The following is a 22,751-nucleotide window of genomic DNA, read 5'->3' as shown; positions in this document are numbered from 1 at the left end:
CCGCCGATAGTCCCTCCAGTTCGAGCCGCCGTAGCTGCTGTGCGCGGCTATGCTGTGCCGGTTCGCCCGGGCGAGTCGGTTTCTCGGCCCGGGCTGTCGAAGAAATTCGACGTGTGTGGATTGCTGGACGTGTGAGGTGGACAACACGGATGGATACAACCCGTAGATCAGTCCGTGGGAGCAGACGCCGCCGGTCCGGCAGCCCCTTCTTCGGTCAACTGCTCACCGCGGCAGTCGAATCCGCCGGCGATGCCGTCGCCATCAGCTTCAATCCCACCGGAAATCCTTCCGACCAGCGTGAACTCACCTACCGGGAGCTCGACGAGCAGTCCTCGCGGGTGGCGCGCGAACTCATAGCCCTGGGCATCGGCCCAGGTGACGTGGTGGCCATGGGTATCGCGCGCTCGGTGGAATCGGTGCTGGCCATGTGGGCCATCGTGAAGACCGGCGCCACCTATCTGCCGGTGGACCCGACCTATCCGGGCGACCGGATCGAGCACATGCTCACCGACTCCGGTGCGAAATTCGGTGTCACCCTGGCGACCCACCGGGCCGGGCTGGGGACCGCCGCCTACTGGATCGAGCTCGACGATCCCACCCGGGCCGAGCGCATCGCGGCCCGGCCCGCGCACCCGATCTCCTACGCCGACCGCACCCGGCCGCTGACCGAGCAGCACCTGGCCTACGTCATCTACACCTCGGGCTCGACCGGCAAGCCCAAGGGTGTGGCCATCACCCACTCCGGGCTGGCCGGACTGGCCGCCCGCCGGGAAAGCCGTGCGGTGACCGAGGATTCCCGCATCACCCAGCTCACCACCCCGAGCTTCGACTTCTCCATCGTCGAGATGCTGTACGCCTTCACCGCGGGCGCCACCCTGGTCGTGGTGCCGCCGGACGTGTTCGGCGGCCACGAGCTGTCCGAGCTGCTCCGCCGCGAACGGATCACCCACATCTGCATCACGCCGGCGGTGCTGGAATCGCTGGATCCGGCTGTCCCGCAGGACCTGCGCGCCATCATGTGCGGCGGCGAGCGGGTGCCGCCCGCCCTGGTGGACCGCTGGATCACCCCCGACCGCGACTTCCATATCGAATACGGTCCGACCGAGGTCACCGCGCTGTCCACCGGTACCGCGGCGCTGCCGCCCGGCGGCGGCACGCACATCGGCACCCTGCTGCCCGGCATCGGCGCGTACGTGCTGGACGCGGGCCTGCGGCCGGTGCCGCCCGGCGTGGTCGGCGAACTCTATCTGGCCGGACCGGCACTGGCCGCGGGCTATCTGAACCGGCCCGTGCTGACCGCGGAACGCTTCGTCGCCGGACCCTACGGCGAACCCGGGCAGCGGCTGTACCGGACCGGCGACCTGGTCAAACGCCTGGAGAACGGGAACTTCGAACACCACGGCCGCACCGACTTCCAGGTCAAGATCCGCGGTCTGCGCATCGAACTCGGCGAGATCGACAGCGCCCTCACCGCGCACCCCGGCGTGGACTTCGCGGTCACCCTGGGCACCACCCTGCCCACCGGCGCCGCCGCCCTGGTCACCTATGTGCTGCCCAGCCCCGGAACCGCTCTGGACACGGCGGAATTGGCGGCCTTCGCGGGAGAATCGCTGCCCGCGTACATGGTTCCCGCCGCCATCATGGTGCTCGACGAGATCCCGCTGACCCCGGTCGGCAAGGTCGACCGCGAGCGGCTGCCGGAACCGGTCTTCACCACCCGGGCCTTCCGCGCCCCCGCCACCGCCGCCGAAGCCGCTGTCGCGGAGGTCTTCTCCGGCCTGCTCACCCCGCCCGGCGCCGAGCCGCTACGTGTCGGCTCCGACGACGACTTCTTCGAGCTGGGCGGCAACTCGCTGCTGGCCACCCAGGCCGTGGCCCGCATCGGTACCGCGCTGGGCCTGCGGGTTCCGGTGCGCGTGCTGTTCGAGGCGTCCACCGTCGCCGACCTGGCCGCACTGCTGGCCGGGGAGGCGAGCGGGAATACCGCCCCCGCACTGGTATCCGGGCCGCGGCCCGATCGCGTGCCGCTGTCCTATGCGCAGCAGCGCATGTGGTTCCTCAATCGGTTCGCGCCCGGCAGCGCGGTCGACAATGTGCCGCTCGCGGTGCGGCTCTCGGGCGAACTCGACCTCGAGGCCATGCGCGCCGCCGTCCGGGACCTGGTCGAGCGGCACGAGGTGCTGCGCACCGTCTACCCGGAGGTGGACGGCGAGGGCTATCAGCAGGTGCTGCCGCTCACCGATCCCCGTGCGATACCCGACCTGCCGGTCGAGGACATCGATGCCGCGGAGCTGACCACCCGGGTGATGGCTCTCGGCGGGACGGGCTTCGACGTCACCGCCACCCCGCCCATCCGGTTGCGGGTGCTGCGCCTCGGACCCGGCGAGCAGGTGCTGGTCGGCGTGGTGCACCACATCGCCGCCGACGGCTTCTCCATGGGCCCGCTCACCCGGGACCTGATGACCGCGTACGTATCCCGCAGTTCCGGGGCCGCGCCGCACTGGGCTCCGCTGCCGGTGCAGTACGCCGACTACACCCTGTGGCAGCGCACGGCACTCGGCGCCGAGGACGACGAGAACTCCACGCTGGCACGGCAGATCGCCTTCTGGCGCGAGACACTGGCCGGACTGCCCGACGAACTGGTGCTGCCGTCGGATCGCCCGCGCCCGCCGGTCGCCTCGTATCGCGGCGGCACCTACCGCTTCGAACTCGCCGACGACGTGTACGCCGCCGTGCGCCGGCTGGCCCGCGGCCACAACGGCACCACCTTCATGGTCGTGCACACGGCACTCGCGGTCCTGCTGGCTCGGCTGTCCGGCACCCGGGACATCGCCGTGGGCACGCCGGTGGCCGGGCGCGGCGAGGCCGAATTGGACGACCTCATCGGCATGTTCGTCAATACCCTCGTGCTGCGCACCGACGTCGATCCCGCCGCCGGGTTCGCCGACCTGCTGGACCTGGTGCGCGACACCGACGTGCGCGCCTTCGGCCACGCCGACGTGCCCTTCGAACGACTGGTGGACCTGCTCGACCCGGCCCGCTCGCAGGCGCGCAATCCGCTGTTCCAGGTGATGCTCTCGTTCCAGAACCTGGCGCCCGCCGAATTCCGGCTACCCGGGCTCACCGTCTCCGGCACCGACCTCGAGGTGCCCTTCGCCAAGTTCGACCTGCAGCTGACCGTGCAGGAGACGGTGGACGAGCGCGGCGACGGCACCGGGATGGCGGCCGAATTCTCCTATGCGCTGGACCTTTTCGACGAGCCGACCATCGCGTCGTTCGCCCGCCGCTTCGCCCGCGTGCTGGAACTGGTCGCGGCCGACCCGGGTGCACCCGTCGGGGACCTCGACCTGCTCGCACCCGAGGAACGCCAACGCGTCCTGACCGACTGGAACGCCACCGGCTTCGACGTCACCGCCGCGGCCGGCCTGCCGAACGCTGTCGCGCCGACCCTGATCTCGATGTTCGAGGCGCAGGTCGCCGACACTCCGGACATCGTGGCACTGGTCTGCGCGGACGAGCGCCTCACTTACCGGGAACTGGCCGACCGCGCCCGCCGACTGGCCCGCGAACTCATCGACGGCTACGGGGTCGGGCCGGAAACCTCGGTGGCCCTGGCCATCCGGCGCTCCACCGAGCTGGTGGTGGCCATGTACGCGGTCCTCATGACCGGCGCCGCCTACCTGCCGCTGGACCCCGAACAGCCGCTCGACCGCAACGAGCACATTCTCGGCACCGCCGGGCCGCGCCTGGTGCTGACCACCCGGCGGGACGGCTTCGACAGTGGGAGCGGCACTCCCGCCCGCTTCGTCGAGGAGGCCGAGGAACGGGCGCGGAGGTGGACGAGCACCCCGATCTCGGACGCCGAACGGACCCGTCCGCTGCGGCCGGGGCACCCGGCCTATGTCCTGTTCACCTCGGGCTCGACCGGTCGGCCCAAGGGCGTGGCCGTCAGTCACGCCGCCATTGTCAATCGGCTGGTCTGGATGCAGGCGCGGTACCGCCTGACCTACGCGGACGTGGTGCTGCAGAAGACTCCCGCCACCTTCGACGTCTCGGTGTGGGAGTTCTTCTGGCCCTTGCAGACCGGCGCACGCCTGGTGCTCGCCACCCCGGACGGGCACCGCGATCCGGTGTACCTGGCCCGGGTGATCGCCGAACAGGGTGTCACCACCGTGCATTTCGTGCCGTCCATGCTCGCGGTCTTCCTTGCGGCACTGGGTGAGAGCAACCCGCCCGGAGCGGAGCGGAGGGCAATCGAACTCCGTCAGGTGTTCGCCTCCGGCGAGGCACTACCCGCGCCGACGGCGCAGCGACTACGGGAGCTGACCACCGCCCGACTGCACAACCTCTACGGTCCGACCGAGGCCGCGGTCGACGTCACCTATCACGAGGTGACCGACGCCGACACCGTGTCGGTGCCGATCGGCCGGCCGGTCTTCAATACCGCACTGTACGTGCTGGATTCGCGGCTGCGACCGGTCGCCCCCGGCGTCCCGGGCGAGCTGTATCTGGCCGGTGACCAGCTGGCCATCGGCTATGTGGCCCGCCCGGACCTGACCGCCGACCGGTTCGTCGCCGACCCCTTCGGTCACGGCGCGCGCATGTACCGCACCGGCGACCTCGTGAAGTGGCGTGCCGACGGCGAACTGGAATACCTGGGCCGCACCGACTTCCAGGTGAAACTGCGCGGCCTGCGCATCGAACTGGGCGAGATCGAGGCGGCCCTGCTGGCCCAGCCCGGGGTGGCCCAGTCGGTCGTGGTGGTGCGCGCCGACGCGCAGGGCGGTGAGCAGCTGGTCGGCTACGTGGCTCGCGACCCCGCCGCGGAGGTCGATCCTACCCAGGTGAAAGCCGCTCTGACGCAGCTGCTTCCGGCCTACATGGTGCCCTCCTCGATCGCGGTCATGGACGCCTTCCCGCTCAACGCCTCCGGCAAGCTGGACCGCCGGGCCCTGCCCGCCCCGGTGTTCGAGCCCCGGCGTTTCCGCGCGCCGTCGACCCCGATCGAAGAGATCGTGGCGGGCGTCTTCATGGATCTGCTCGGCGCGGACCGGGTCGGCGCGGACGACGACTTCTTCGAGCTGGGCGGCAACTCGCTGATCGCCACCCGGGCGGTCTCGCGGATCAACGAAGCGCTGGAAGCCACCGTCTCGGTGCGCGAACTCTTCGAGACCGCAACGGTTTCCGGTCTGGCCGCCCGGATCGTGCCGGGCACCGCGACCGGTGCGCGTCCGCCGCTGGTGGCGGGGGAGCGGCCGGCGCGGGTGCCGTTGTCGCTGGCACAGCAGCGCATGTGGGTGCTCAATCAGCTGGACCCGGAATCCCCGGCCTACAACATCCCGATGGTCATCCGCCTCACCGGCATCCTCGACGTGCCCGCGCTGGCACGGGCGGCGGAGGACGTCCTGACCCGCCACGAGGTACTGCGCACCCGGTACCCGGAATCGGGCCCCGGCGGCGCTCCCTATCAGGAGGTGCTCTCGGTCGCGGAGGCGCTGGCGGGTGGTCTCGAGACGGAGCGCGCCCACGACATCGGCGCGCGGGTGCAGGAGCTCATCTACGCCGGATTCGATGTCGCGCACCAGGTTCCGGTGCGCATGCGACTGCTCACCGGGGACGCGCCCGACGACTACCTGCTGATCCTGGTCGCCCATCACATCGCCGCCGACGGCGCCTCCTTCGCGCCGCTGGCCCGCGATCTCATGATCGCCTACACCGCGCGCGCCGCGGGCGAGACGCCCGGCTGGGCGCCGCTGCCCGTCCAGTACGCCGACTTCGCACTGTGGCAGCACGCGGTGATCGGCTCGGACACCGACGAGAACTCCGTCGCCGCGGCGCAGGTGGACTACTGGCGCGGACAGCTCGCCGGCCTGCCCGCGCGGCCGCTGCTGCCGCTGGACCGGCCCCGCCCGCCGACGCCGTCCATGGCGGGCGCGCTGGTCGACTACGTGGTGCCCGCCGAGATCCACGCCGAGCTGAATCGCATTGCGCGCCGCCACAATGCGTCACTGTTCATGGTGATGCACGCGGCCGTCGCGGTCCTGCTGGCGCGGCAGTCGGGCAGCCGGGACATCATCGTCGGCACCCCGATCGCGGGGCGTGGCGAGCAGGTGCTCGACGGCCTGGTCGGCATGTTCGTCAATACCCTCACCCTGCGCAGCACGGTCGATCCCGCCGCCTCCTTCGACGATCTGGTGGCCGCCGCCCGCGAAACCGATCTGTCGGCCTTCGCGCACGCGGACGTGCCGTTCGAGCGTGTGGTGGAGGCGGTCGCGCCCGGCCGTGGCCAGGCCGATCCGCTGCTGCAGGTGGTGCTGGCGCTGCAGCACAACGAGGTGGCCGAGCTCGAGCTGCCCGAAGCGCGGGGAGGCGGAGCGCTGTCGGTCTCCGGGGTGGACGCGGCGCTGGAGGCCGCCAAGTTCGACCTGCAGATCGGCGTCGAGGCCGGGCCGCTCGCCGCGGACGGCACCCCGGGCGACCTCGCCGTCGTCTTCTCCTATGCCACCGAGCTTTTCGACGAGTCCACCATCGAGGCCCTGGGTGCGCGCCTGGTGCGCATCCTGGCCGCGGTGGCCGCCGATCCGCACGTGCCGGTGGGCGACATCGACCTGCTGAGCCCGGCCGAGCGCGCCCGCGCCCGGGCGCTGCCCGCGCCCGCCCCGGCGGTGACCACCACCGCGCACGGCACGGCGCTGCCACAGTCGCTGTCCGCCGCGGTCGAGGACGACCCCGACGGTCCGGCCCTGGTCCGGGGTGAGGAGACGGTGTCCTACCGGGACCTCGACGCCCGCTCCTCGCGACTGGCCCGCTTCCTGATCGGGCGCGGCTGCGGCCCCGGCACCGGCGTCGCCGTGCGGCTGGACCGGGGAGCCGACCTGGCCGTGGCCACCTGGGCCGTGCTCAAGACCGGTGCGGCGGTGGTGCCGCTGGCCGGTCTGGACCGGCTGCCGCCCAGCGGACTGGACGTGAAGGTGGGCCTGACCGCCGGGAAACCGGTCGCCGTGCCCGGCATCGACTGGCTCGCCCTGGACGATCCCGGGGTGGCCGCCGAGGTCGCCACCGAATCGGCCCGGCCGGTCACCTACGCGCACCGCATTCGCGCGCTGCGCGGCGATGACACCGCCTTCGCGGCGCCGGGCCGGGCGTCGCTGAGCTATGACGAGGTCGCGGCCATGGTGGATCGGGTGCGGGCCGAGTCCGAGCTCATCTTCGAATCACGCACCTACTGGTCCGGTTTGGCGGATCACCCCCTCGCGCTCATCGAACCGGTCGCCGCCGGCGGCGTCGGGGCGTCAATGGTCCTGGCGGAGGCCGGAGCCGATCTGACCGAGACCCTCGCCGACGAATGGGTCACCCACCTGTTCGCCGACCGGTCCCGGCTCGATGGGCCGGACCCCGCGGAACTGGATGATCTCACCGCCCTCGTGGTGGACGGGCTGCCCGTCCCCGCGCGGTGGTCGGGTCTGACCGTCGTCGCCGTCCCGGGGGCCGCCACCGCCCGATGAGCGCCTGGTGAGCGGCCCGGAGTGGCCCTCCCGCCCGCAGGACTGAATACTCCTTTGGGGAAGCGCGCGTGACCGGTCCCTCGGCGGGGGACCGACAGCCCTGCCACCAGCAGGGTCGAGTAACGCGGCCTGCGTGAGCCCGATGAACAATGTCGGTGCACGCGGCGGTATGGGCAATGACGGACAGGATGAGGACAGGCTGCATGATTCGGGTGGTCGGGGACCGGAAGATCGAGCTCGTGGCGGTGGCCGCATGACCCGCACGGCTCGCGTACGTCCCACCCGGACCCGCCGTGGACCCCACATTCCGACATTGCCGCAGCTGCTGGCGACCGCGGTCGAGGCCAATCCGGGCGGCCTCGCCGTCACGGTCGCCGACGCCGACCGCAGCCTGGCCGCGCTGAGCTACGCCGAACTCGACGAGCGTTCGAACCGGCTGGCGCGCCTGCTCATCACCCGCGGCATCGGCCCGGAGGATCTGGTCGCGGTCGGTATCCGCCGCTCGCTGGAGTCGGTGGTGGCGGTGTGGGCGGTCGCCAAGACCGGCGCGGGCTTCGTCCCCGTGGACCCCAACTATCCGGCCGACCGCGTGCGGCACATGATCGCGGACTCGCGGGCGGTACTGGGCCTGACCGTGGCCGACACCCGCTCGGGCCTGCCGACCACGCTGCCCTGGCTGGAACTGGACACCGAGGAGATCGCGGCCGCCGCCCAGGGCTATCCGGCCGAACCGGTCACCAACGCCGACCGCGCGCGCCCGCTGCGGGCCGAGCATCCGGCCTACGCCATCTACACCTCGGGGTCGACGGGCCTGCCCAAGGGCGTAGTGGTCACCCACACCGGCCTGGCCGCGCTGACCGCGGAGATGCGCGAACGCTTCGGCATCGGGCCGGAGTCGCGGGTGCTGCAGGTCGCCACCCCGTCCTTCGACGCCTCGATCATGGAACTGCTGATGGCCATCGGCGCGGCCGCAACCATGGTGGTCGCGGTGCCCGAGGTGTACGGCGGTGACGAACTGGGCCGCCTGATCGCCCGGGAGCGGGTCACCCACGGCCTGATCACGCCGTCGGTGCTGGCCTCGCTGGACCCGGATCAGCTCACCACCATGGAGGCCATCGTCGGTGGCGGCGAGGCCATTTCGGCCGAGCTGGTGCGCCGCTGGTCCGGCGACCCGTCCGGTCGGCGCCGCTTCCACAATGCCTACGGCCCGACCGAGGCGACCATCGCGACCAATATCTCCGATCCGCTGTCCCCGGACCGGCCGGTGACCATCGGCGCCCCCATTCGCGGCGCCGGCGCGTACGTGCTGGACGAATGGCTGCGGCCGGTGCCGGTCGGCACCCCGGGCGAGCTGTACATCGCCGGTGCGCTGCTGGCGCGCGGATATCACGCCCGGCCCGAACTGACAGCGGCCCGCTTCGTCGCGAACCCGTTCGACGGGGGCGCGGGCGCCCGGCTCTACCGCACCGGTGACCTGGTGCGCGCCAATGCCGCCGGTGAGCTGGAGTATGTGGGCCGCAACGACTTCCAGGTGAAGATCCGCGGCCTGCGCATCGAGCTGGGCGAGATCGACGCGGTGCTCGCCGGGCACGAGTCGGTCGACTTCGCGGTCACCGTCGGTCACGAGGTGAACGGCCGCGCCACCGCGCTGGTCTCGTATGTGCATGCGGCCCCGGGCTTCCCGGTGGACACCGCGGTGCTGTCGGAGCTGGCCGAGCGGACGCTGCCCGCGCACATGGTGCCCGCTGCCATCATCGTTCTCGACACCATCCCGTTGACGCCCGCGGGCAAGCTGGACCGCCGCGCGCTGCCGGAGCCGGAGCTCGAGGTCACCGAGTACCGGGCCCCGGAGACGGCGGCGCAGCAGGCGGTGGCCGAGGTCATCGCCGAGGTGCTGCGCCTGGACCGGGTCGGCCTCGACGACGACTTCTTCAGCCTCGGCGTGGATTCCATCACCGCCATCCAGATCGTGTCCCGGGCCCGGGCCCGGGGTCTGGGCTTCAAGCCCAAGGAGATGTTCGCCGCCCGCACCGTGGCCGCGCTGGCCGAGCTCGCGGTGCCGGTCGACACCGAAGCCGCCACCGAGGAACTCGCCACCGGACCGCTGGTCGAGCTGAGCGCCGACGACGAGGCGCGGCTGCGCGAGCGCTACCCGAACCTGTCGGAGGTGTGGCCGCTCACCCCGCTGCAGACCGGCATGCTGTTCCACGCGCGGCTGGCCGAATCCTCCGTCGACGCCTACATGGTCCAGTTCGCCCTCGACCTGGCCGGTGAGATCGACGTGGCGCGCGTGCACGCCGCCGCCCGCGCCATGCTGGACCGGCACGTGAACCTGCGGGTGGTCTTCGCCGAGGACAGCGCGGGCAATCCGCTGCAGGTCGTCCTCGACGAGGTCGAACTGCCCTGGCAGTACCTGGATCTCAGTGACCGGGTGCCCGCCGAGGCGCTGGCCGAGACCGACCGCCTGATGGCCTTCGACGTGGCCCGCCACTTCGATATGAGCGCCGGGCCGCTGCTGCGCGTGGCGCTGTACCGCACGGCCGCCGACCAAGCGCAGGGAGGTGGAGCGTACCGGGTGTGTGTCACCAGCCACCACATCCTCATCGACGGCTGGTCCATGCCGCTGCTCATCCAGGACATGCTGCTGCTGTACGCGGCCGGCGGCGACGCGGCGCAGATCCCGGCGGTGCGGTCCTACCGCGACTACCTGGCCTGGCTGGCCGCGCGCGATCACGCCGCGGCGCGGGAGGCGTGGCGCGAGACCCTCGACGGGTTCACCGAGCCGACACCGCTCGCGGCCGTCGATCCCTCGCGCGAGATCACCTCGGGCATCGGCGAAGTCGCCTTCCAGCTGTCCGAGGACGACACCGCCGCGCTCACCAGGGTGGCGCACGAGGCGGGCGTCACCCTCAATACCGTCGTGCAGGCCGCGTGGGGTCTGCTCATCGGCCGCAGCACCGACCGCGACGATGTCGTCTTCGGCGCCACCGTGTCCGGCCGTCCGCCGCAGCTGGCGGGCATCGAGACCATGATCGGCCTGTTCCTCAACGCCATCCCGGTGCGGGTGCGGCTGACACCGGGCAGCACGCTCACCGAGGTGCTGCGGGCGCTGCAGGACGAGCAGGCCGCACTGCTCGACCACCACTACGTCGGGCTGGGCGAGATCCAGGAGATCGCCGGAGTCGACGGGCTTTTCGACTCCATCGTGGTGTTCGCCTCCTTCCCGGTGGACGAGGAGTCCCTCGACGACGCCGCCGCGCCCATCGACGGCGCGGGCATTCTCGGCGCGTCCGCGGTGAACGGCACCCACTACCCGCTCACCGTCATGGTGCAGCCGCGCGGCAAGGGCCTCGGCTTCGGCGTGAAGTACCTGCGCGACCTCTTCGAGGCGGACGCGGCCCAGGCCATCGCGGACCGGCTTTCGGCGCTGCTGTCCCGCATCGCCGCCGACCCGCGGGCGCGGGTGGCCGCGGTGGACGCGCTGCTCGACGGCGAGCGCCGCGAGCTGGCGGCCGTCAATGCCACCGAAGTGCCCGAGCTGCTGGACGATTCGACGCTGCTCACCCTGTTCGACGCGCAGGTGGCGCGGACCCCGGACGCCCCGGCCGTGATCTTCGGCCGCACCACCCTGACCTACGCCGAGCTGGACGCCCGCTCCCGCCGTCTCGCGCAGGAGCTCACCCTGCGCGGCGTCGGCGCGGAATCCCGGGTGGCCGTGGCCATGCGGCGCGGCATCGATCTGGTGGTCGCCGTCTACGCGGTGCTGCGCTCCGGCGGCGCGTACGTGCCGGTGGATCCCGATCACCCGGCCGAGCGCAACGAGTACGTCCTCGCGGGTTCCGCGCCGGTGTGCGTGCTCACCCGCGCGGCCGACGACTTCGAAACCGCCTCCGGCGTACCGCTGTTCTTCGTGGACGCGCTCGCGGGCGCGGATCCGTTCGTGGAGGTCGCCCCCGCGGGTGTGCGCCCGGACAATGCCGCCTACGTCATCTACACCTCCGGCTCCACCGGCCGCCCCAAGGGCGTGGTCATCACGCACCGGCAGATGGCCAACCAGTTCCGCTGGGCCCAGCGCACCTACCCGCACCGCGCGGGCGACGTGGTGCTGCACAAGACGCCCATCACCTTCGACATCTCCACCTGGGAGCTGTTCTGGCCGTTGCAGACCGGCGCGGCCGTGGTGGTGGCCGAACCGGACGGGCACCGCGACCCGGCCTACATCGCGCGCACGATCGACGAATACGCCGTCACCTCCGTGCATTTCGTGCCGTCCATGCTCGACGCCTACCTCGACGGCGCGGCCCGGCGGCACCCCTCGCTGCGCTGGGTGTTCGCCGCCGGTGAGGCCCTCACGGCGGAGAGCGCCACGAAATTCGCTGCCGCGCTGCCGGATACCGAGCTGGTGAACTGGTACGGCCCGGCCGAGGCCACCGTGGTCACCGCGCACCCGGCCGAGCGCACCCACGGCGTCGCCGTGCCGATCGGCAGCCCCGTCGCCAACACCCGGGTGCTGGTGCTGGATCGGCAGCTGCGGCCGGTGCCCTTCGGCGCGGCCGGTGAACTCTATGTCGCCGGCGTGCAATTGGCGCGCGGCTACCTCGGCGCGCCCGCGCTCACCGCCGAACGCTTCGTCGCCCACGAGGACGGGCAGCGGCTCTACCGCACCGGTGACGTGGTCCGCTGGATCCACGTCGGCGGTGCCGAACCCGCGGCCGGCGCCTCGCATGCCCTGGAGTACCTGGGCCGCAGCGACTTCCAGGTCAAGCTGCGCGGCCAGCGCATCGAGCTGGGTGAGATCGAGACCGTGCTGCTCGGCCACCCGGCCGTGCACCGGGCCGCGGTCTCGCTGGTGCGCGGCGCGAGCGGCGACCGCCTCGTCGCGTACCTGGTGCTCGAGGACGGCGCGCAGGTCACCGACGCCGAACTGCTCTCGCACACCCGTGAATCCGTGCCGTCCTACATGGTGCCCTCCGCCGTGGTGCGGCTGGACGCCATGCCGCTCAACGCCTCCGGCAAGCTGGACCGCAAGGCGCTGCCGGTGCCGCAGTTCCAGGCTCGCGAATACCGCGAGCCCGCCACCGCCGCCGAGCGCACGGTGGCCGAGGTGTTCGCGACCGTGCTGCACCTGGACCGGGTGGGCGCGGACGACGACTTCTTCGAGCTGGGCGGCAACTCGCTGAACGCCACCCGGGTGGTGGCGCGGCTGGGCGCCGCGGTCGGCACCCGGGTGCCGGTGCGCGCCCTGTTCGAGGCGCCCACCGTCGCCGAACTCGCGAATTCGCTGGGCGCACTGGATGATTCGGCCGTCGCGCCGCTGCGACCGATGCCGCGGCCGGAGCTGGTGCCGCTGTCCTACGCGCAGCAGCGCATGTGGTTCCTCAACCGCCTCGACACCGACGCCGCCACCTACAACCTGCCCATCGCGCTGCGCGTCACCGGCCCGCTCGACGTGCCCGCGCTCCGCGACGCCGTGGCCGACCTGGTCGCCCGGCACGAGGTGCTGCGCACCTACTATCCCGAGCACGAGGGCGTCGGCCACCAGGTGATCCTGGACGTCCACGAGCCCGACGCCATGCCCTCGCTGCCGGTCGTCCCGGTCACCGAAGCCGAGGTGGCGCAGGTGGTCTCGGAGGCCGCCTTCGCGCCCTTCGACGTGACCGCCGCCCCGCCGCTGCGGCTGCGGCTGCTGCGCCTGGATGCCGAGGACCACGTGCTGGTCTGTGTGGTCCACCACATCGCCGGCGACGGCTTCTCCGGCGGCCCGCTCACCCGCGACCTGATGACCGCCTACTTCGGCCGCATGCAGGGGCAGGAACCGTCCTGGACGCCGCTGCCGGTGCAATACGCCGACTACGCGCTGTGGCAGCGCGAAAGCCTCGGCGACGAACACGATTCCGGCTCGCTGCTGGCCCGCCAGTTCGACTACTGGCGCGCCGCCCTGACCGGACTGCCCGATCAGCTGGAGCTGCCCACCGACCGGCCCCGGCCGGTGGTGGCCTCCGGGCGCGGCGCGGTGCACGCCTTCGATATCGACCCGCACGTGCACGGCGCCCTGAACCGGGTTGCGCAGCAGCACAATACGACGCTGTTCATGGTGTTGCACGCCGCCTTCGCGGTGCTGCTGGCGCGGGTGTCCGGCACCTCCGACATCGCCATCGGCGCGCCCATCGCGGGCCGCGGCGAGGCCGAGCTGGACAACCTGATCGGCATGTTCGTCAACACCCTGGTGCTGCGCACCGAGGTCGACCCCAACGCCAGCTTCGCCGAACTGCTCGCCGCCGTGCGGCAGACCGACCTGGCCGCCTTCGAGCACGCCGACGCGCCGTTCGAACGCATTGTGGAGCTGCTGGATCCGCCGCGCTCGCAGGCCCGGCACCCGCTGTTCCAGGTGTCGCTGACCGTGCAGAACATGACCCCGGCCGTATTCGAACTGCCCGGCGTCACCGTCTCCGACGTCGACCTGACCGTGCCGGTCGCCAAGTTCGACCTGGACCTGACACTCGTCGAGCGGATCACCGCCGACGGTGTGGCGCAGGGCATTTCGGCCGCGTTCACCTACGCCACCGACCTGTTCGATCCGGAATCCCTGGATCGGCTGGCCGAGCGGCTGCGCCGCACCCTGGTCGCGGTGGCCACCCACCCGGAGCGGGCCGTCGGCGACTTCGACCTGCTGGCCGTGGACGAACGGCAGCGGGTGCTGTCGGACTGGAACGCCACCGCCGTCGACGTCGCGGCCGGGATGCCCCGCGCGGCCACCGCGACCCTGGTGTCGCTGTTCGAGACCCAGGCGCTGCGCACCCCCGAGGCCATCGCCCTGGTCCATGACGGCGAGCAGCTCACCTACGCCGAGTTCTCGGCCCGCGTCCACCGCCTGGCCCGGCGCCTCATCGCCGCGGGCGTCGGACCGGAATCGCTGGTGGCCCTACACATCCGGCGCTCGCTGGACTTCGTGACGGCCGTCTACGCCGTGCTGGCCGCGGGTGGCGCGTACGTGCCGCTGGACCCGGACCAGCCCGCCGAGCGCATCGCGCACGTGCTCGACACCGCCGAACCGGTGTGCGTGCTCACCACCTCCCGCGACGCCTTCGACGCGGGCGCGCACCCGGTGCTCGAGATCGACACCGCCATCCTCGCGGGCTACGCCGATCATCCGGTCATCGACGTGGAACGCCGTGCGTCGCTGCGCGCGGAGAACACCGCGTACGTCATCTTCACCTCCGGCTCCACCGGCCGCCCCAAGGGCGTGGCCGTGCCGCACGCCGCCGCCGTGAACCAGATCCGCTGGATCACCGCCGAATACGCGCTCGACGGCGACGACATCGTGCTGTTCAAGACCCCGGCCACCTTCGACGTGTCGGTGTGGGAACTGTTCGGCCCCTTGGCCACCGGCGGCCGTATGGTCGTGGCCACGCCCGACGGGCACCGCGACCCGCTGTACCTGGCCGATGTCATCGCCGCCGAACGGGTCACCCTCACCTCGTTCGTGCCGTCCATGCTGCGCGCCTTCTCGGCGGCCGCCGATCCCGCGCTGCTGACATCGCTGCGGGCGCTGCTGGTGGCCGGTGAGGCCTTCACCTCCGACGCGGTCGACGCCTTCCGTGCGATCAGCCCGGCGGAGCTGCACAACCTGTACGGCCCCACCGAATTCACCGTGCACGCCACCTACGCGCCGGTCGCCGGCGACGTCTCCGGCGCTGTGCCGATCGGCGGCCCGGTCTGGAACGCCCGCGCCTACGTGCTGGACTCACGCCTGCACCCGGTCGCCCCCGGCCTGGTGGGTGAGCTCTACCTGGCGGGCGCGCAGCTGGCCCGCGGTTACGTCGGCCGCGCCGACCTGACCGCGGATCGGTTCGTGGCCAGCCCCTTCCAAGCGCAGGGAGGTGGAGCGCGGGGCGAGCGCCTGTACCGCACCGGCGACCTGGTCCGGTGGAACGGCGACGGCGACCTGGTCTACCTGGGCCGCACCGACTTCCAGGTGAAGTTGCGCGGCCTGCGCATCGAGCTCGGCGAGATCGAGGCCGCCCTCACCTCGCACGCCTCCGTGGACCAGGCCGTCGTCGTCATGCGTTCCGACTCGGACCTCGGCGACCAGCTCGTGGCCTACGTGGTCCCCGAGAGGTCGAACACACAGGTTCGCGGCGCGTCTCGTTCTGGACTGCGCTCCGCCTCCCCGCGCTTGGAGCGGGGGAGCGAAGCGGAGGAGCGGAGGAGGGAAGAACGAGACTTCAGCGCCGCGAACCCGCCGGAGCGCAGCGGAGGCAAATTGAGCACAGCGCTGAAGGCGCACCTGGCCGCCCGGCTGCCGTCCTATATGGTGCCCGCCGCCCTGGTGGTGCTGGACGCCATGCCGGTCAATGCCAACGGCAAGCTGGACCGGAAGGCGCTGCCCGCACCGGAATTCGAGGCCCGCGAGTTCCGCGCCCCGGTCTCCCCGGTCGAGCAGACCGTCGCCACCGTCTTCGCCGAGACCCTCGGCCTCGGCCACCCGGTCGGCCGCGACGACGACTTCTTCGCCCTCGGCGGCAACTCCCTGGTCGCCACCCAGGTGGTGGCCCGCCTCGGCGCGGCCCTCGACACCCGCGTCCCGGTCCGCATCCTCTTCGACGCGCCGTTGGTGGCGGCGCTGGCCGCCGCCCTCGAATCGGCCACCGGCACCGGCCGCCGCGCCCTGGTGGCCGGTCCGCGCCCGGAGCGCATTCCGCTGTCCCCGGCGCAGCAGCGCATGTGGTTCCTCAACCGCTTCGACACCGAGTCCGCCGCCTACAACATCCCCGCCGCGGTCCGGCTCACCGGCGCCCTGGACGTGGCTGCGCTGCGCGCGGCCGTCGCGGATGTGGTTGCGCGCCACGAGATCCTGCGCACCATCTACCCCGAGACCGACAACGGCCCCGTGCAGGTGGTGCTGCCGGTCGCGCAGGCGACGCCCGTCCTCGAGGTCCGCGCCGTCGCCTCCGGCGAGGTTCCGGGCGCGGTGCTCGCGGTGGCCTCGCACCTGTTCGACGTCACCACCGAGGTGCCGCTGCGCATCGCGCTGTTCGAGATCACCGACGCCCCGGGCGAATACGTGCTGGCCCTGGTGATCCACCACATCTCCGGCGACGGCTCGTCGGTGACCCCGCTGACCCGGGACCTCATGGTGGCCTACGCCGCCCGGTCCATGGATCTGGAACCGGCCTGGCAGCCGCTGCCGGTGCAGTACGCCGACTACGCCATCTGGCAGCGCGAACTGCTGGGCGACGAGCACGATCCGCAGTCGGTGGCCGCCGCCCAGATCGGCTACTGGCAGCAGGCCCTGGCCGGACTGCCCGACCAGCTCGACCTGCCCTCGGACCGGCCGCGCCCGGCCGTGCAGTCCTTCCACGGCGGCAAGGTCGAGCTCAGCATCGACGCCGCCGGCCACCGCGCGCTGGTGGAGCTGGCGCGCGCCGAGGGCGCGACGCTGTTCATGGTCGTGCACACCGCGCTGGCCGTGCTGCTGGCCCGGCTCTCGGGCACCGACGACATCGCCATCGGCACCCCGATCGCGGGCCGCGGCGAGGAGGTGCTCGACGACCTGATCGGCATGTTCGTCAACACCCTGGTCTTCCGCACCCGGGTGGACGCGGGCGCGAGCTTCACCGAACTGCTGGCGCGGCAGCGCGAAACCGACCTCGCCGCCTTCGCACACGCCGATGTCCCGTTCGAGCGCCTGGTGGAGGTGCTCAACCCGGTGCGCTCCACCGCCCGGCACCCGCTGTTCCAGGTGGGCCTGTCCTTCCAGAACCACAGCCAGGCCGGTCTGGAACTGCCGGAGCTGACCGTCGCGGGCCTCGACATCGACACCGAGCTGTCGCAGTTCGACCTGCACCTGATCGCCGCCGACCGCTACAGCGAAACCGGTGAGCCCGCAGGCATTCTCGGCCACTTCACCTACGCGACCGCCCTGTTCGACCAGGCCACCGTCGCAGGGTTCGCCGAGCGCTTCGTGCGGCTGCTGACCAGTGTGGTGGCCGAACCGGCCACCCCCGTGGGCGAGGTGGAGCTGCTCGCCACCGCGGAGCGGGCCCGAATCCTGCAGGGCTGGAACGACACCCGGCACGAGGTCGACACCCGCGCCACGCTGGCGTCCCTGCTCGACCGGACCGCGAGCGCCCACGCCGGGCGGACCGCCCTGGTCGCCGACGGCGAGGGCGAGCTGACCTACGCCGAACTCGCACAGCGGGTCAACCGCCTGGCACGCCACCTGATCTCGCTGGGCGTCGGCCCCGAGTCCCGGGTGGCGCTGGCCCTGCGGCGCTCGACCGACCTGGTGGTGGCCATGTACGCGGTCACCGCGGCGGGCGGCGCGTACGTGCCCGTCGATCCGGATCAGCCCGCCGAGCGCACCGGCCACATCCTGGAATCGGCGGCGCCGGTGTGCGTCCTCACCACCAGCGCGACCGGCTTCGTGACCGGTCTCGCACCGATGGTCCGCATGGACGAGCTGGCGGCGGATTCGGTTGCGGCCGGGCCGATCACCGACGCCGAGCGGGTCGCGCCCCTGCGGCCGGCGAACACCGCCTACGTCATCTTCACCTCGGGATCGACCGGCCGCCCCAAGGGCGTGGCCGTGCCGCACGCGGCGATCGTCAACCAGTTGCGGTGGAAGACAGCGGAATTCGATCTCGGTGTCGACGACGCGGTACTGCTGAAGACGGCGTCCACCTTCGACCTGTCGGTGTGGGAATTCTGGTCCGCCGCCGTCTCGGGCGGCCGCCTGGTCATCGCCGAGCCCGACGGCCACCGCGACCCCGTGTACCTGAACGCGCTCATGGCCCGCACGGCCGTGACCGTGCTGCACACGGTGCCGTCCATGCTGGACGCGCTGTTGGCCGAATCGAATTCGGCCGTCGGACTGGGCGCGCTGCGGCGCGTGCTGGCCATCGGTGAGGCGCTGCCCGCGACGCTCGCGCAGCGGTTCCGCGCCGCCTTCCCGGCGGTGGGCCTGTACAACCTGTACGGCCCGACCGAGGCCGCGGTGTCCATCACCAACCACGAGGTCACCGCCGCCGACCGCGTCTCGGTGCCGATCGGCGCGCCGGAATGGAACAGCCGCGTCTACGTGCTCGACGCCCGGCTGCGGCCGGTGCCCGCCGGGGTGCCGGGCGAGTTGTATCTCGCCGGTGCGCAATTGGCGCGCGGCTACTTCGGGCGATCGGATCTGACCGCGGATCGCTTCGTGGCCGACCCGTTCGCGACCGGCGAGCGCATGTACCGCACCGGTGACCTGGTCGCGTGGAACTCGACCGGCGAGCTGGAGTACCGGGGCCGCACCGACTTCCAGGTGAAGATCCGTGGTTTCCGTATCGAGCTCGGCGAGATCGAGGCGGCGCTGCTGGCGCAGCCGGAGATCGCCCAGACCGCGGTGCTCGCCAAGACCGACGCCAGGACCGGCGACCGGCTGGTGGCCTACCTGGTCCCGTCCGGCTCGGATATCGAGGTGCCGCAGGTGAAGTCGGCCCTGTCGGCGGCGCTGCCGTCGTACATGGTCCCGGCCGCCTTCGTGGTCCTCGACGCCCTGCCGTTCAACGTGAACGGCAAGCTGGACCGCGCCGCGCTGCCCGACCCCGAATTCGAGGCGGCCGTCTTCCGTGCCCCGGCCACCGCCCTGGAACAGACCGTGGCGGAGGTCTTCGCCGACGTGCTCGGCCTGGAGCGGGTCGGCGCGGACGACGACTTCTTCACCCTCGGCGGCAACTCGCTGCTGGCCACCCAGGTGGCGAGCCGCCTGCGCACGCTGACCGGCGCCGAGGTCCGGGTGGCGTGGTTCTTCACCGCGCCGACCGTGGCCGGACTCGCCGCGCAGATCCTGGCCGCGCTCGAGGGCGAACACGACTTCGACTCGAATTCCGAAGCCGGACTTCAGGTCGTGCTGCCGATTCGCGCCACGGGCACCCGGACGCCGATCTTCTGCGCCCCGCCCATGTCCGGAATGTCGTGGTGCTACGCCGGTCTGGCGCGCTTCCTCCCCGAGGACCAGCCGCTGCTCGGCCTGCAGTCGCCCGCCCTCACCGAGGCCGACTACGACCCGGCCGACCTGGCCGATGTGGCCCGCCGCTATGCCGCCGAAATGCGCGCCATCCAGCCGGAGGGCCCCTACCGGGTGCTCGGCTACTCGCTCGGCGGCATCCTGGCCTACGCCATCGCCACCGAGCTGCAGGCCGCCGGACAGCAGGTCGACCTGGTCGCCATCCTGGACTCCTACCCGGAGTCGAAGTCCGACTTCCGGACCTCGATCCTGGACGAGTTCGCCACCATCGGCGTCGGCCCCGAGGCCTTCCCCGACGGCGACCTGCTGAACCTGAGCGAGGAAGCGCTCAGCGCGCTGCACGGCGCGGTGCCGCCGGACCTCGGCGTCCTCACCCTGGACCGCCTGCGCCGTATCTACCGCGGCGCGGTGCGCAGCCTCGAGCTTGAATCGCAGTACCGGCCGCGGCATTTCGACGGCCGCGTCGAGCTGTTCCGGGCCGAGTTCCTGAGCGCCGGTGTCCCGCAGGCGAAGTCGTCCGCCGACTGGCGTCCCTACGTCAGCGGGACCGTGGGCGAGCACCCGGTGCCCGGCACCCACCAGCTGATGACCACCGCGGAAGCCCTCGCCGTGATCGGCCCGGTGCTGGCCGGCCTCATCGAGCGCGCCGACACCGAACCGGCCGGCGATACCGCCGCTGCCGCCGAGCCGGTGGGCACCCTGCCCGAGCTCATGGCCGCCGCCGTCGAGGCGAATTCGGACGGCCCGGCGGTGATCATCCGCGGTCGTGCCTTCACCTACGCCCAGCTCGATGCCGAATCCTCGCGTCTGGCACGGGTTCTCATCGATCAGGGCGCGCGCCCGGGCACCCGGGTGGCCGTGGCGCTGCCCCGCTCGGTGGCGCTCATCCTCGCGGTGTGGGCGGTCGCCAAAACCGGTGCGACCGTGCTGCCGGTGGATCCGGCCACCGGTGACACGGGTGCGATCGACAACCGGACCACGCACGGCCTGACCCTCAGCGCCGCGGCGGCCGCACTGCCTCCGCTGGCCGCCGGCGGGGAGTGGCTCGTGGTCGACGATCCGCGCGTCGGCGCGGATGTCGAATCCCGTTCGCCCGCACCGGTCGCCGACTCGGACCGCCGCGCACCGGTCGCGCCCGGCGACGCGGCCTGGGTCGATCGCCCGGCCGACGGCTCCGGCGAAGTGGTGCTCGCTCAGGCGGACCTGTATGCGATCGCCACCCGGACGCTGTCCTTCGGCCTGCACGGCGAGGCGCGGGCGATCTATCTCGCGGCGGCCGGGTCGAGCCTGTCGCCGCTGGAACCGCTGCTGCCGCTCGGCGCTGCCGCCGCCCTGGTGGTCGCGCAGCACCGGGCCTACGAGCCGGGCGAACTCAGCGAGCTGCTCACCCGCGAGGCGGTGACCCACCTGGTCCTCGCCGAACCGGTGCGGGACGCCCTGTCCCCGGCGGTCCCCGCGGACGTGCGGGTCATCGCCGCCGCGGACCTGCGCGCCCGGCCCGTGACCGGCACCCGCGACGCCGCCGTGTCCGCGACCGGCGAGCCGGTGTCCGCCACGGACGAATCCACGTCCGCCGCAGGGCAGTCCGAGGAACTCGAGGTCGACTGGGCCACCACCGCGGTGCTGCCGGTGATCAGGCCCGAGGACCTCGAGCGGTCGGTGAGGCTGCGCGATCCGGAACAGGCCGCCGAACCCGAATCGGTCCGGGAGTCCGGGCCGGATCCCGATATCGCGTTCCGGCCGGTTGCCGAGCCCGAGCCGGTGCGCCCGGCCGCCGCCGTCACCGCCGTCACGCCGGAGAGGGACGCGACGGCCGCACCCGAGGAGACCGCACCGGCCGCGCCGCCGCGCGTGGCTGTCAAGAACCCGGTCATGGGGCCGAGACTCAGTGCGGTGGGCGAGGTTTCGCCGCTGCCCGCGGGCGCCATGGGCCTGCTCGAGGTGGAGCCGTCCGGGGTCTGGGTCCGGGCCATCACCCTCGATATCGCCGCCGGCATCTCCGGCACCCGGGTGCGCCGCTCGGTCGCCGGACTGCTGGACCGGCATCCGGGCCTGTGGGCGCGACTGCGCCGCAATGGCGACGCGGTGGCGCTCGACATCCCGGCGGCCCAGCCGCGCGGCGCCGCGGTGGTCTGGCAGATCGACCCCAACCTGGAGGCCGTCGGTGACCCCATCGAGGCCGTGATCCACGCCGCCGCCGCCGAATTGGACCCCGAGAAGGGGTACAACATGCGCTTCGTGCTGGTGGAGAACGCGGCGACCGACCCGGCGGAGGACCCGCAGGACCGGCCCGCCGCCGTGCTCGTCGTGGTCGCCAATGGCCTGGTCGTGGACGACGCCTCCTGGCGCACCGTCATCGAGGACCTCACCGCCTCCTGGTCCGGCGGCCACGCCACCCCGCACAGCGCGGACGCCCACCCGCTCGGCATCGCCCGCGCGCTGGCCGAACGCGCCGTGGACGCCGATACCATCGACGAATTGGACTGGTGGCGCGGCCAGCTCGCCGACGTCGCGGAGGGCGTGTCGCCGGAGTTGGTGCTCGGCGACGCCGATTCCGGCGCCCGCGGCCGGGTCTCGGTGTCCATCACCGGCGAGGGCGCGGCGGCCGTCGACGGCGTGGCGCGCCGCTACGGCGCCAGCATCGACGACGTGCTGCTGGCCGCCCTGGCCGCCACCCTGCTCGACCCGGCTGCCGAAACCCTGCGCGACACACTGGGTTCGGTGGTGCGGCTGATCGCCGACGGCCGCACCCCCGGCGATCCGGCCGGGGTGCGGACGGTCGGCGCGTTCAGCACCACCTACCCGTTCCCGCTGCGCCTGGACGGCGTCGACCTCACCGAGGTGCGGGCCGGCGGCCCGACCGCGGGCGCGGTGATCGAGCAGATCCGCGACCGGACCCGCGAAGTACCCTCGCAGGGAGTCGGTTTCGGGCTGCTGCGGCACCTGAACCCGGAGACGGTGGCGGAGATCGCCGTACTCCCGGTGGGCCGCATCGGCTTCCGCTACCGTGACCTGCGCCCGGCCCGGGTCTACCCGGAACCGGTCGCCGACGACCTGTACCTGGACGTCACCGTGGACACCAGCCAGGACGGCCTGATCGCCCGCTTCGATTTCGTGGGCACGGTGCTCGGCCTGGACCAGGTCAAGCAACTGGTGGAGGGCTGGGTCCAGGCGCTGGGTGGACTCGCCGAGCACGGGCGCTGACGCCCGCGGTGTGACCGACCCGTAGTATCAGCTGA

Annotated in this window: 1 protein-coding gene and 1 pseudogene; both read left to right on the top strand. The window is 72.4% G+C overall.

Features of this window, described 5'->3' with window-relative positions:
• The first annotated feature begins 149 nt into the window (after positions 1 to 149).
• On the top strand, positions 150 to 7,505 hold the full coding sequence (locus ACWEQQ_RS04155; RefSeq protein WP_452347050.1) for an amino acid adenylation domain-containing protein: 7,356 nt from the start codon (positions 150 to 152) through the stop codon (positions 7,503 to 7,505).
• A 325-nt stretch (positions 7,506 to 7,830) separates the two neighbouring features.
• Positions 7,831 to 22,446: pseudogene (locus ACWEQQ_RS04150) on the top strand (amino acid adenylation domain-containing protein); the annotation flags it as partial.
• Positions 22,447 to 22,751 lie beyond the last annotated feature (305 nt).

This window comes from Nocardia sp. NPDC004123 (assembly GCF_053603795.1).
This window is presented reverse-complemented; position numbering and strand designations above follow the sequence as displayed.

Coding starts and splice junctions, on each gene's coding strand:
- ACWEQQ_RS04155 (WP_452347050.1), top strand. CDS start 150: ATGGATACAACCCGTAGATCAGTCCGTGGGAGCAGACGCCGCCGGTCC.